This is a genomic window from Psychrobacter jeotgali (assembly GCF_904846315.1).
Lineage (GTDB): Bacteria > Pseudomonadota > Gammaproteobacteria > Pseudomonadales > Moraxellaceae > Psychrobacter > Psychrobacter jeotgali.
This window is the reverse complement of the sequence record NZ_CAJHAF010000001.1, coordinates 1958760-1972262: the sequence shown is the minus strand read 5'-3', so window position 1 is coordinate 1972262 and position 13503 is coordinate 1958760. Positions and strand designations below refer to the sequence as shown.

Below are 13503 nucleotides of genomic sequence, written 5' to 3'. Positions count from 1 at the left end.
TTTTGAGGAATAAGTAATGACAGGACGTAATAACAAGGTAACGATGATGAGTAACCGAGTTTCCTCTACTTTTGCCATTTCAGCATTGGCAGTCAGTATGGTTGCAATAAGTAGTAACGCCTATGCTGAGCCGCGGATCAATAATGTCTCGGTAGTACAAACAGCACCTGCCGTCACGCAGCTACGCTTAGGGTTTACTGGTGAACCTGTGTTGCCAACCGCCTATCAGCTAGATGCTCCCAGCCGCTTGGTATTAGATTTTGAGCAGGTGCAAAATGGACTTGCCAGTCGCTATAGTGATTATAATATCGGTATGGTTAAGGATGTTACCACCCTGAGTAATGATAGCACGACTCGGCTGATTGTAGGTTTAGAGCAAAGCGGTAATTACACTACGGCGATTGATGGCAATGAGTTATTATTAACCCTGACGGATGGCAGTAGGGCGCTAAGAGCGCCAGCGGCTACTACTTCAACGACTACTATTACCCCAACGGCTGTCACAGCGACTACGATTAGCCCAGTTACCACCACAAATAATGTCATCAGCAATACCAATACGCTCATTACTACGCCAATGGTCACCCCTATTGTAGAAGCTAGTAATGTCGTGGTTGCCCCAAGCGTTAGTCGTACGTCGGTTATCAAAACCACTGTCCCTGCTGATACTATGGTAGTGCGAGTCAATCCATTGTTGGATCCCAATCTCGCAGCCTCTCAGGTCAGTAGACAGTATAGCTATGATGGTTTATCGGCACTTAATTTTACCGCTGGAGGTAATGGCGGCGGCAATATCAGTATGGCTTTGGTCAGCGAAGCCATTCCAGTTGATGTACAACGTCAAGGTAACAAGCTGGTAGTGCGCATGACCGGAAGCACTATACCCAGAAATCTGCTGCGTCGTCTCAATGTTAATAGTGGTTTGGTTGACAGCATTGATACTAGGAATCAAGGTCAAAATGGTGTCATTACTATTAATATGACGGATGATTATGAGTATCAAGCTTATCAATCAGGCAATCAGCTAAATATCAGCATCGAAAAACCTAAGCTCCTACGCGAGCCTACGCTTGAAGAAAAAGTGTATACTGGCGAACCCTTATCTATGGAGTTCCAAGATGTAGAGGTGCGCAGTGTTCTGGATATTCTAGCCCAGTTTACCGATATGAATATTGTTGCCAGCGACTCGGTAAGTGGCAGTATCACTTTGCGTCTCATCAACGTACCTTGGGATCAAGCACTTGATATTATCCTAAAAAGTAAAAATCTCGATAAGCGTGAAAATGGCAATGTTATCTTAATTGCACCTGCTACTGAGCTTGCTACCCAAGAAGCACAAGAGTTAGAAGCACAGCAAGCGGTTGAAGCTTATGCACCGCTACGCACGGAATATATTCGCCTCAGCTACGCTATTGCCAAAGATATCTCCAACTTAATTTCTCAAGGCAGTGGGCCATCAAATAGAGGCAGTAGTGGTATAAATAGCCGTCTAGATGGAGCTGGAGATAACAATACGCTACTATCCAATCGTGGGACGGTGACTATTGATGAGCGTACTAATACCTTGATTGTAAAAGATGTGGCGCAGAGCATCGAGAATATTCGCAGACTTATCAGTAAAATCGACATTCCAGTACGGCAAGTTATGATTGAGGCGCGGATCGTCAGCGCGACCGATAGCTTTAGTAAAGAGATTGGCGTACGTTGGGGGATATTATCGAATGGTGCTGCTAATAATCGTAATCTATTAGTTGGTGGTAGTGATCAAACCTTGTGGGATCTAAAAGACTTCGATATAGAGACTACTACGGTGAATGGACAAACCGTATCTTATCCTTCCTATGATATCAGCCGTCCAGACAATTTAAATGTGGACTTAGGCGTAGCGAATCCAGCGGGCAGTATTGCTTTTGGTTTGCTGGCTATGTCAGATGTTATGCTGGATTTAGAGTTATCAGCCCTGCAAGCGGACAATCGCGGTGAAGTTATCTCGACGCCGAAGATTTTGACAGCGGACAAGCAGACTGCGAAAGTCTCATCAGGTACGCAAATTCCTTATCAAGAAGCGGCGGCTAGTGGTGCCACTTCTACTAGCTTTAAGGAGGCGGCACTAAGTTTGGAAGCTACCCCAAACATTACCCCAGATGGCAAAATCGGCTTACAGTTATTGATTACTAATGGTACACCCATGATTATTAATAATCAGGTGGCTATCTCTGAGGATTCTATCTCTACCAATGTCATCGTTGAAGATGGACAGACGGTGGTACTAGGCGGAATCTTTAGAAATCGCTCAAATAATGGCGTTGATAAGGTGCCTTTCTTAGGTGATCTGCCTTATATTGGTCGAGCATTCCGTAAAGATGTGCGCAGTAACAATAAAGAAGAATTACTGATCTTTGTCACGCCCAAGCTTATTAATAATGGCATGAGCCGTTTAGATTAAAGAGCCCTAGCCGAAGTTTTTATCTTCCTACTAAAAAGCAAGCCTCAGTGCTTGCTTTTTTAGGGTCTAATTTTTAGGATGCTTTGATTGGTTTGCGATTATTAATCACCGCTTGTTACTAGCCAGAATATCCTTGACGTTGTATGATAGTTAATTTAGCCGAGTAAGTATTATGTTGGAGGAATTGCCGTCGGTATTTATAATCGGGCCGATGGGAGCGGGGAAGACCACGGTTGGACGATTATTGGCCAAACAGCTAGGCCGTGATTTTGTGGATAGTGACTGGTATATCGAAGCGCAGACTGGCGCTGATATAGCTTGGATATTCGCCAAGGAAGGTGAAGCAGGTTTTCGTGAACGCGAGACCAAAGCCATAGATGAGCTGACCCAGCGTAAGCAAATTGTGCTTGCCACTGGCGGCGGTGCCGTCTTATCGGCTGAAAATCGTGATTTTTTACAGCAGCGCGGTGTGGTGGTTTATCTTAATGCACCGGTTGATGTGCAAATGGCACGTACCGCCAAGGACAAATCAAGACCATTATTACAGCAGCCTAATCCTAGAAAAATATTACAAGATTTGTATAGTGTTCGCGATCCTTTATATCGGGAAATTGCGCATATTGTCATGCCCACCGGTCATACTTATCCAAGGCACATGGTCAATCAGCTCATACATAAGCTGGAGTCTTTTTTGTTGCCTGAAGCTGTAGACATTGACCAACAATCATCATAATTTAGCTGGCTCAATATTAATGGTATCATTGGATAGGAATGTTTTATGGTAAGGTCGTTGTTTCATGATAGTTTAATAGTACATGCCCAAAGTCATGACTACCCTATAGTCATTACTGAAAAAAGTAGCGCTGATAACAGCAGTATGGCGACTCAGATTACCCCTTATATTAGTGGTCAGCAAGTATTGATTGTGACTAATGATACGGTTGCTCCTTTATATTTGCAGCCTTTACAAGCAGAGCTGGAGGCACAGTTCACAGTAGCGACTTGTATTCTGCCGGATGGTGAGCAATATAAAAACCAGTCCAGTATTAATCAGATTTATGACGTATTAATGGCACAGCATTTCAATCGTGATGTTACTTTAATTGCGCTTGGTGGCGGCGTTATTGGAGACATGACGGGCTTTGCAGCGGCAAGTTTTATGCGCGGAGTTAACTTTATTCAAATCCCAACCACTTTGTTATCCCAAGTAGATTCTAGTGTAGGCGGCAAAACCGGTATCAATCATCCGCAGGGCAAAAATATGATTGGTGCCTTTTGGCAGCCACAAATGGTGCTTGCAGATATGAGTACTTTACAGACTTTAGCGCCGCGTGAGCTATCAGCAGGCTTAGCTGAAGTTATCAAGTATGCGCTGATTATGGATGCGGAGTTTTTGAGTTGGCTTGAAGAAAATTTGCCGGCGATGATGGCGCTTGATTTGGCTGTACTCGGTGAAGCTGTCAAGCGTTGCTGTGAGTATAAAGCAGAGGTGGTAGCCCAAGATGAAAGGGAGGCGGGCGTCCGTGCCTTGCTCAATTTTGGTCACACTTTTGGTCATGTGATTGAGACCCACGAAGGCTATGGTAATTGGCTGCATGGTGAAGCGGTCGCGGCCGGCATGGTACAGGCCGCCGAGCTATCACAGCGCATGGGCTGGCTGACTATAGAAGAGGTAGCTCGCATTAAGCACATACTAAAACTTGCTAATCTGCCAGTGACTCCGCCGCCTATCGATCCTGCTATTGCTTTGAATTTAATGGGTCATGATAAAAAGGTCAAAGGCGGACAAATTCGGCTAATTTTGTTAAAATCATTAGGAGAGGCGGCATTAACAGATGACTTTGAGAGCCAGTTATTAACGGATGTACTATCCATGCCGGTGCAATAAGGCGTTATAATGTAGCTTTACTAATACCAATAAAACCTGAGCTTATAGTCCGTTCAACTAATGGTGATTATCAAGCGATAGGCTGTCTTTGTTATTATTATATTTTTAACATAACGGCTCTATTTATCATAATAGTTCTATCAAGGAAACTTCATGGCTGTATCACCTTCAACGACTCGCCAAGCTAGCAAGTCCTATCGCCGCCAGGCATTAATATGGTTGATGATGACCTTGATACTTGGGGTGATAACAGCATTACTGTGGATGTTTGTGCAAACCCCGGCGATTGGAACGAAAATAGAAAATGCTCCGATAGCTACGCCCAATGTAACTGTCCAAGAGCTCAAGCAGCCGCTCTCTATCGAGGCGTTACATGAACTTGATACTGACGTACAGCCGATTAACTTTGAAGATACGGTACGAGATTTACGTAGTTATCCTGATGAATTTAAAGACAAACGCTATCTGTTGGCGAATAAGGGCAAGTGGACTGTACAGGTAATGAACGTAGCTGAAAACGACGTAATTGTCAGCTATTTAGAAGGCCGTAAGGACCGTAATAAGTTTTCCTATTTCCGCTACCGTGATGAAGACAATCAGCTGCGTTATATGCTCACTTATGGGCTGATGAGCAGTCCTCAAGAGGCGGTTGGAGCAGCAAAATTAGTGGATTTTGGCTTGCCATCTGACGTCAGGGTAATACCAGAGGAGATTAACCGTTATGTTAGTATTATTGATAACTATGAGCGCCCTGAACCCCTTAAGGATTTGAGTACCAAACGTTCCCGCTCGGTTAAGCTGCAGCCTACTAAGCGTGAGGTACCGGTACGTCAAGAAACTACCCCTGCAGCGGAAAATGCAGAGTCCGATACTGATAAATCACCTGCGAGAAATGGTAGTGATAGCAGTATTAATACTAATGAAAGCATCCGTCAGTCAGCGGATACTTCTGCGACTTTGTCCGTAAATGAAGAGCGCACGGTTGGTGTTGAAGGGGGCCAACCTTCTGACTCTGTGAAAAAAGAAGACAAAGCTGCGGAAGCCAGTAAACCACCTGTTGTTGCTGCTCCAAAACCACCTAGTAGTAACAATGGCAGTAGTGCGAATGCTAATAAAAATAGCGCTAATGCTAATAATAGTGCTGGCTCAAATAGCAATAGTGAGACTAATGCGAATAAAGGTAATAATGATAGCATTAAAGAGTTAATTGAAGAAAAGACCAATTAAGATGCTCATAATAACTACTGCTAATTAGAGTAACTAAAACCCCGTTATATTATTGATATAATGGGGTTTTTATATTCTGATTGCTGTCATGATCTAAGCGCAAGCACTTGCTTTAATATTTTTTTATTGCATATTCTGCTCATCAAAAACGATACTATTTGCTTACTTTTTTCTATCATGATTAAAATGCTTGAGAATGAGGGGGCTTGTATTTCTATCCAATATTATATTTATAGTCTGCTTACTGAGCAGCTTGGCAAGCCGCTGTAAGCCTCTCAGATCTACTTGCAGTGTAATACTTGGTAATTTTAACCTTTGTTAATTAGGGTGTTTTTTATATTATGTGTTAGCATCCTTTGACCTTTAACGTCTTTTATCTTTTAATAGATAGAAGACGTTGTTTTTTAACCTATATTATTTAATCCTCTGAAAGAGAAGAGTGCCGTTAAGTGAAACTGACCCTTTGGCAGCGTATTATTGCGCCCTTTGTTGAACCTTATGCTCGTTACCTTTACGCTGACATTTTACATGCCATACGTTTGGGTGTAGCGGTATTAGTAGCGTTGTTGCTCAATACGCTTACTCATTTACCGCACGGTGAATGGACGACCATTACGGTGTTTGTGATATTAGGGTTGTTACAGTATCAAGGAGCTATTTATACCAAAGCCAAAGAGCGTATCTTAGGGACGCTATTGGGCGTGGTTGTCGGCTTGGGCTTTTTGTGGTTAAGTCAAGATATGGGCAACTGGTTATGGTTGTACTGCCTGTTGATTGGCACTATTAGCGGCATCATCGGTTATGTAGCGGTCAAGCAATTAGGTTATATTGGTTTGCTGACTGGCATTACTATGCTAATGATTGTCTCAAGCCCTGACCAAAGCAATGTCAGCCAAGATGGCTTATATCGCGCTTTTAATATTCTGATTGGGGCTGGTGTGGCGGTAGGAGCTACCTTGATATTACCGCTCAAGTCGACTTTGATGTGGCGTTTTTTATTAGCCAGTAATTTGGAAGCTTGTAGCAATTTATATTCAGGAGTAGGCGACCATATCGGTGCTGATACCTTGACCCATCATACGTTTCAGCCTATTAAAAACGGTGACTCTACTAATGTCATTTATGCTACCAATAAAGTGCCTGACATCCCGGTCAACAAAGCATTGGTTAAAGAGTTAAAAGAGATCAACAAGCGCCTGTTAGCAGTACGCCCCCACATGGCAGCGACTATCAGTGAATCCGGTATCAAAAAAGAGACCATTGAGACTATTCAGCGAACTCATCGCAATATCATTGGTACTATTGACTTACTGTTGTCAGCGGCGCCGCGGTTAGCAAGTATTGAGATTGATGAAGATAATCATATTTTACTCACCCATTATCAGCACGAGTTGACCCAAGCTATGCAGCATATGGCAGCAGTGCTTCGTAGTCCTAGTGATGAAGTCTTTCGCCCCATTACTCGTATTACGGTGTCAGACTATCCGAGTGTGCAAAATCTAGCCTTTGAATGGCAAGGCTATTTTTGGCTAACTCAAACGCTGCAATCACAGCTACAACGCTTAAGCGACTTATTGCAAAAGACCAGTCCGCAGTGGTATAACGCCTCCGGTCTACGCTACCAACGCCGCGAGCAGCGCCGAATTGAGGAGCGAGGCGGGGAGACAGATTTGCATCTTTAATAGAGAATTAATAAGCACAGAGGTTAAAACTAAAAAAACGCTAGTGGAGATCCACTAGCGTTTTTATTTATTAATTTTTATTTATTAATAATAAAGGCTTAAGCATTGGTTAGATACTAGCGGCCAGTCTTTAGCATATCCCAGTACTGCTGATAGACTTGTAACGCTTCATCACCGACGTCTTCTTGGAACTCAGCTTTGGTAAGCACTGCTTGAGAAGGATAAATGGTTGGATTGTTACGAACGTCCTCATCCATAAGCTCACGCGCTGCCATATTGGGCGAGGCATAACCAATCTCTTCACTAACAATTTTAGCGTTTTCAGGGCGCATCAGATAATCGATAAATTGATGAGCGGCATCTACTTGTTTGGCGTTCTTGGGTATCACAAAGTTATCCATCCAAAGTATCGCGCCCTCGGTTGGATATTTATAGACCAAGCTAGTCAAGCCCTCGTCATTAGCCATAACTGCTTCACCATTCCAGGTCATGCCTATATTGGTCTCACCTTCGATATAAGGGATGCGGGTCGCATCGGAGTTAAAGGTTTTAACATTGGGCATAAGAGTGGTGAGCTTATCGTAGGCGGCTTTAATCTCATCAGGATTACTGCTGTTGCCGGAGTAGCCAAGGGTTAATAACGCCATGCCAAATACTTCGCGCATATCGTTCATCAACATGACTTGATTTTTGTATTCAGGGCGCCATAAATCATTCCAGCTATTTACAGTGGCAGGGTCGATGACATCACCGTTGATAGCCAGACCTGTGCTGCCCCACATATAGGGGATTGAGTATTTATTCTCGGGATCGACTTTAATATTAGTAAAGGAAGTGTCTAGATTTTTGAAGTTGCTCAGCTTTGATTTATCAAGCTCCTGTAATAAGCCTTCTTTAGCCATTTTTTCAACATAATAAGTGGACGGAATGGCAAGATCATATTGGCTGGAATCATCTAACAACTTTAGTTTGGCGTACATGGCTTCGTTAGAATCAAAAGTAGTGTAATTGACATTGATACCAGTCTCTTTTTTAAAGCCATCAAGAATTTCTTGCGGCATATATTCTGACCAGTTATATAAATTTAGGGTCACATCATTATCAGCGACGTTAGCATTGGTGCCATTATCAGAGTTACTACAACTGGCAAGCGCAAGTCCGATAGCGCCACATAGCAGGACTTTAGGGACAATATGAGTAGAAGTCTGTGAAGATAAACGTGACAAAATAGCTCTCCTAAATAAAACAACAAATGAATGACTGAGACATAACCCCTAAATTGTATCATGGGTGCAGGGTCAAAGATTATAATATGCTACCTATTGTACACCGTAATTTGATAGGTAACGACTTGAATTGATTTGGTTTTCATCGAGTAGCAGCAATAAAGTAATTATGGATAAGGCTACTAGTATCAACACAGCGTTATCTAATTAAAAAAAAGGATTAAAGGATGAACCATAGAACTGTTGGAATAATAACCGCTATTTTGGGTTTAGGAGGATTAATTGCTCTGCTGAATGCTAGTACTTCTACACCGGTGATTTACTGGCCCATTGAAGCTTACTTGGGTGCAGCTTTTACTATCGGTTGGTTAACCCGTTTGCCAGCCTGGTTTGTTTATATCTTAGCGGCGTTGGTATTTATTGTGATGATTGTCGTCTGTTATATGCTGGGTAGTGGGATTTATCGCTTGTTGACTAGGCCTCGTTAAAAGATACTTGGCGTCAAATGGTGCTGATACAGTATCTTTCTCGTATTCCTAAAAATTTGTATAGCCCACTAAAAAGGTTTGTTTTTAAGATAGAACTGTGGTTCAATCCCACATTTTTATAAACCATCCGTGTTTCATTAAACATGAATCTCATTCAAACCTTATATGGAAATCATAAGCTATGCAAGGAAGTCAATCTCCCAATGGCAGCCCGCCAAATCCGTCAGATAATGAATTTGAAACCAGAGCGCAAAGCTCTCGTATGCAGCGCTTTTTAAGAGGCGTGGAATGGTTAGGCAATTTATTACCGCATCCCGTAATTCTATTTGTCTGGATGTCGGTATTTTTATTGCTCCTATCGGCTCTATTATCCTATTTTGGCGTGTCGGTTATCGATCCTAGACCTGAAGGCACAGCAGGCCGTAGTGCCGATGGCATTATTTATGTGGTTAACTTATTAAACGGTGAAGGACTTGCTCGTATCGTCGAAAACCTAGTCACCAATTTCACAGGTTTTGTACCTCTGGGTACGGTATTAGTGGCATTACTAGGGGTGGGTATCGCTGAGTATTCAGGGATGATATCAGCGGCACTACGCGGACTAGTAATGAATGCCCCACCAAAGATAGTCACGCTAACGATAGTGTTCGCCGGTATTATGTCAAATACCGCCGCTGAGCTTGGCTACGTGGTATTGATCCCGCTGGCGGCAGTGATCTTCCACTCACTTGGGAGGCATCCGCTGGCAGGTATCGCTGCTGCATTTGCTGGGGTTTCAGCAGGCTATAGTGCTAACTTGTTACTGGGCACGGTAGACCCTTTATTATCAGGAATTACCCAAGAAGCGGCGCGTATTATCGATCCTGCTTATACTGTTGGGGCAGAGGCCAATTGGTATTTTATGGTGGCCAGTACCTTCCTGATTAGTGGGCTAGGTTATCTTATCACTGAAAAAGTCGTTGAGCCCAGCCTTGGTAAATACAATCCGAGTGATGCTGATGATCCTTCAGTATTAGAAACTCAAATTGAAAAAGTAACGTCTCTTGAGAAAAAGGGTCTGATGTGGGCAGGTATCAGTATGCTGATATTTTGCTTACTACTGGCTTGGACGGTGGTGCCTACTGAGGGTATATTGCGTAACGCTGAGACCGGACTAGTATCTGGCTCGCCATTTTTGAAAGGTATTGTAGTCTTTATTTTTGTATTCTTTGCTATACCGGGTTATATTTACGGCAAGATTACTGGGAGCATAAAGAACAATCAAGACGTGGTAGATGCCATGAGCCAAGCCATGAGCTCACTCAGTATTTATATTGTCCTGGTATTCTTTGCTGCCCAGTTTACTGCTTTTTTCAACTGGTCAAACTTAGGCTCGGTCATGGCCGTATCAGGAGCGACCTTCCTAAATGATATAGGTCTGACAGGACCTTTGCTACTGGTTGGCTTCATCCTTATCTGTGCGATGGTCAACTTGATGTTAGGTTCAGCTTCTGCCCAGTGGGCGGTGACCGCACCGATATTTGTGCCGATGCTTATGCTAACGGGCTATGCTCCTGAAATGATTCAAGCCGCTTATCGTATTGGCGACTCGACAACCAATATTATTACCCCAATGATGAGCTATTTTGGGCTTATTTTGGCGGTAGCCATGCGTTATAAAAAGGATACTGGGGTAGGGACTTTGATGGCTATGATGTTGCCTTACTCTATAACTTTCCTCATTGGTTGGACGCTATTATTCTGTATTTGGGTATTTGTGTTTGGTCTCCCTGTAGGTCCAGGTGCGGAAACTTTTTATCCAGCAAAATAATGGTTAAATTATAAAAGCTATTTTAAAAAACAGAAAACCCTTGCTATTAATGGCAAGGGTTTTTTGATGTTGGTCTTTATAACGGGCTAATTTAAGGACCACTCTATTGAAGGCACAAGTGTCTAAAGTCAGCTTGTTTTTGCTTTTATAGCCTTTATATATTAGATATGTATATTATATAATCGACTGAGTTGTATTAGTATTATTAATAAGTAGCTTATAGAGCTGGCAACCAGTCGATTACAAATGAGGACGATAAAGTGGATACCTTCGACACAAAAAACGCTACTCACAATAAAGATAATCAGAATACCTCAAATGAAAAGCTAGCGAAAATATCTCCCCGTCATCCTGACAGTCGACTGCAGCTAGACTGGTTGTTTCTATATGAAAAACTGCCTGCCAGTCACTGGCGTAATGCTGAATATGTCAATAGAACTGCCAACTGGCTTAATACTCATAATGGCATACGCAAACGCCAGAAAGTTTTGAAGCAGCTGAGCGCCGAGTATCAAATGGGCGCACTAAATTGGTCGAACTATCGCTTGCAAGTATTGCCACGTATCGAGGAACATGTTTTTAAACTACATCAACATCATAGTATTGAGGACAAAAGATACTTTCCTCGTTTTATACAGGAATATCCACAATTAAAAGCAGGCTTTGAGTTATTAGAGCGTGACCATGAGCGTTTAGATGCATTACTCAATGAATTGCAAACGCTCAATAACACACTTGCTATGAGCACAGTAGAAGATAATGCGCTTGCCGAACGCTTGCACCATACCTTGATTGCCAGTAGTGATTTGCTGGCAAGTCATCTAAGCGATGAAGAGGATCTGGTTATTCCTATTTTGGGTTTGCGTCAAGATTAAAGTCAGCACTTTATATGTCGCCTGTTTATTTGGTCTTTATTATCAGTAATTTATTATCGTTGCCTTTATTACCCTTTTACTAACTACGCTTGTTTACGATTTAATATGGAACTGATCAAGCACTGCTTGGATACCGTGCTCTTCGATGGTACCGGTAATAAAGTCTGCCCGCGCTTTTAAAGCCGGTTGTCCATCGCCCATAGATACGGCAAAACCAACCAAATCAAACATCTCAAGATCATTCATACCATCGCCAAACGCCATACTAGTGCTCACATCTATAGCATAATGCTGACAGATATCTTTAATTCCCCGTGCTTTTGACGCCTCTAATGGCAGTATATCAGCACCGGTATTATGCCAGTGCACCAGTTTGAGACCATACTGAGCAAAGTCAACATCCTGCATCTTCTCTTGTTGATTATTAAAGAATACGGAACATTGATAAACGTCATTTGATTTATAATAATCAGGGTCAACGATAGAGTTTGGGGTTATAGCATTAAAAACTCGTAGACGATCATTTTCACCAGACCAAGCAATATGCGTGGCACCATCAAACTTGTATATCAGTCCACTGGTTTGGCATAACTTAACAATGTTAGTGGTCTGCTCAGCTGATAATGGGTAGTGACTAATCATACCGCTTTTATCAAAGCTATATTGTCCATTCATACAGATAATCGCGTCCAATACATCAGCGTCCAGTAGTGCCAAGATGTCATCGGGTATGATCGCTTTGGAGCGACCGGTTGAGATGACCAGCTTGATATCGGTATCGTGAGCAAGGCGCTCAAGGGTGGCTTTATTGTGCTCAGCAATGACACCGTTACGGCTGAGCGTATCATCAATGTCGAAAAATATAATTTTGGGTACGGGTATAGCGGTATTTGTCAGTGCTCCGCTAGCTTTGTATTCTGTAAACATGGTTATCCTATTAATTTTATGAGACTAATTTTAAGCGGGTTATCATATTTAATGATTTAACAATACCTCATATTATAAGGTAGGTCTTGATAGGGTGTAAGGCATGGTTATGTAAATCTAGATGATTGGTCAAATCTATCTGATACTTTACTGATTAATAGCAACGCAAAGCTAGTTTATCTTAGCTATCGCCTACATATATGATAGCTATATATTAGTAATTCTAATAGTTGGTACTTATGAGTTTTCGCTAGTGCTTATTTATTACTAATAATATAATCGTTAAAAATTGAGACATTAGGACTATATGATGAATAACTCTAAGCACAACGCTACCGTTTCGAATATTGCCGAGGACTCTCTATTTGAATTTGATATATCCCCACGCCATCCAGATAGTCGGCTTGAGCGCGACTGGCTATTTTTGTACGAAAAACTACCTCCTGAGCAATGGTTTAGCGCAGATTATGCCTACAAAACCTCAGGTTGGTTAAAGGTACATACTAACATACGTAAACGCCAACGAATCCTCACCCAAATTAGTGAGGCCTACCAAAATAAAGAGTTCGATTGGGCAGAGTATCGCTCGCAGATGCTAAAGCGCATTAATATGCATGTGCTCAAACTGCATCAGCATCACAGTGTCGAGGACGCTGGGTTTTTCCCTGAATTTATAGGTAGATACCCAAAGTTAAAGGCAGGGTTTGAGATATTGAGCCAAGACCATATACGCCTAGATGCGCTACTTGATGAGCTGCAAGCACAAAATAATAAGCTGGCTAGAGCTGAGGTTGAGGACAAAGCACTTGCCGAGCAATTACATCAGACTTTGGTTGCTGGTAGCGATTTGCTTTCGCAGCATTTGACCGATGAAGAGGATTTGGTGATTCCTATTCTGGGATTGCGGCAGGGTTAGAGACTGTTAAAGGCGCTA

11 protein-coding genes are annotated in these 13503 nt (G+C 42.4%); 9 read left to right on the top strand and 2 right to left on the bottom strand.

The genetic code is table 11. The features are described from left to right. The first annotated feature begins 16 nt into the window (after positions 1-16). The 5 genes from pilQ to JMX18_RS08035 all read left to right on the top strand — a co-directional run bounded on the left by pilQ (position 17) and on the right by JMX18_RS08035 (position 7243). Entirely contained in the window at positions 17-2446 is a 2430-nt protein-coding gene (gene pilQ, locus JMX18_RS08055) for a type IV pilus secretin PilQ (RefSeq protein ID WP_201586638.1), read from the top strand. A gap of 172 nt (positions 2447-2618) precedes the next feature. Then, positions 2619-3179 (top strand): shikimate kinase AroK, encoded by a 561-nt coding sequence (gene aroK / locus JMX18_RS08050; protein WP_201586637.1) that lies wholly within the window; start codon positions 2619-2621, stop codon positions 3177-3179. 45 nt (positions 3180-3224) lie between these two features. Then, positions 3225-4334 carry a 3-dehydroquinate synthase gene (gene aroB / locus JMX18_RS08045; protein ID WP_201586628.1) on the top strand — a complete coding sequence of 370 codons (1110 nt, stop codon included), beginning with the start codon at positions 3225-3227 and terminating at the stop codon, positions 4332-4334. A 153-nt stretch (positions 4335-4487) separates the two neighbouring features. Beyond that, a complete protein-coding gene (locus JMX18_RS08040) occupies positions 4488-5561 on the top strand; it encodes a hypothetical protein (RefSeq protein ID WP_201586626.1) in 1074 nt (357 codons plus the stop codon). A 449-nt stretch (positions 5562-6010) separates the two neighbouring features. Further along, positions 6011-7243, top strand: coding sequence for an FUSC family protein (locus tag JMX18_RS08035; RefSeq protein ID WP_201586624.1), 1233 nt, complete (start codon positions 6011-6013; stop codon positions 7241-7243). A gap of 116 nt (positions 7244-7359) precedes the next feature. On the opposite strand, the gene JMX18_RS08030 is transcribed toward JMX18_RS08035, so the two are convergent. After that, complete coding sequence (locus JMX18_RS08030) at positions 7360-8469, bottom strand: ABC transporter substrate-binding protein (protein WP_227674609.1); 1110 nt, start codon at positions 8467-8469, stop codon at positions 7360-7362. A 227-nt stretch (positions 8470-8696) separates the two neighbouring features. Between JMX18_RS08030 and JMX18_RS08025 the strand changes: the two genes are divergently transcribed. From JMX18_RS08025 to JMX18_RS08015, 3 genes are all read left to right on the top strand, one after another. Further along, a complete protein-coding gene (locus JMX18_RS08025) occupies positions 8697-8957 on the top strand; it encodes a hypothetical protein (RefSeq protein WP_201586622.1) in 261 nt (86 codons plus the stop codon). Positions 8958-9219: 262 nt separating this feature from the next. Further along, positions 9220-10767, top strand: a complete 1548-nt coding sequence (locus JMX18_RS08020) for an AbgT family transporter (RefSeq protein WP_227674700.1) — start codon at positions 9220-9222, stop codon at positions 10765-10767. Positions 10768-11027: 260 nt separating this feature from the next. Then, entirely contained in the window at positions 11028-11642 is a 615-nt protein-coding gene (locus tag JMX18_RS08015; RefSeq protein WP_201586620.1) for a hemerythrin domain-containing protein, read from the top strand. A 93-nt stretch (positions 11643-11735) separates the two neighbouring features. Here the strand turns inward: JMX18_RS08015 and JMX18_RS08010 are convergent, their stop codons facing one another. After that, the gene (locus JMX18_RS08010; RefSeq protein ID WP_201586619.1) at positions 11736-12569 is read right to left on the bottom strand and encodes a Cof-type HAD-IIB family hydrolase; all 834 of its coding nucleotides are present in this window, start codon (positions 12567-12569) and stop codon (positions 11736-11738) included. 307 nt (positions 12570-12876) lie between these two features. Here JMX18_RS08010 and JMX18_RS08005 point away from each other — a divergent pair, with 307 nt between their 5' ends. Beyond that, positions 12877-13485, top strand: coding sequence for a hemerythrin domain-containing protein (locus JMX18_RS08005; RefSeq protein ID WP_227674608.1), 609 nt, complete (start codon positions 12877-12879; stop codon positions 13483-13485). Positions 13486-13503 lie beyond the last annotated feature (18 nt).

Coding starts and splice junctions, on each gene's coding strand:
- pilQ (WP_201586638.1), top strand. CDS start 17: ATGACAGGACGTAATAACAAGGTAACGATGATGAGTAACCGAGTTTCC.
- aroK (WP_201586637.1), top strand. CDS start 2,619: ATGTTGGAGGAATTGCCGTCGGTATTTATAATCGGGCCGATGGGAGCG.
- aroB (WP_201586628.1), top strand. CDS start 3,225: ATGGTAAGGTCGTTGTTTCATGATAGTTTAATAGTACATGCCCAAAGT.
- JMX18_RS08040 (WP_201586626.1), top strand. CDS start 4,488: ATGGCTGTATCACCTTCAACGACTCGCCAAGCTAGCAAGTCCTATCGC.
- JMX18_RS08025 (WP_201586622.1), top strand. CDS start 8,697: ATGAACCATAGAACTGTTGGAATAATAACCGCTATTTTGGGTTTAGGA.
- JMX18_RS08020 (WP_227674700.1), top strand. CDS start 9,220: ATGCAGCGCTTTTTAAGAGGCGTGGAATGGTTAGGCAATTTATTACCG.
- JMX18_RS08010 (WP_201586619.1), bottom strand. CDS start 12,569: ATGTTTACAGAATACAAAGCTAGCGGAGCACTGACAAATACCGCTATA.
- JMX18_RS08005 (WP_227674608.1), top strand. CDS start 12,877: ATGATGAATAACTCTAAGCACAACGCTACCGTTTCGAATATTGCCGAG.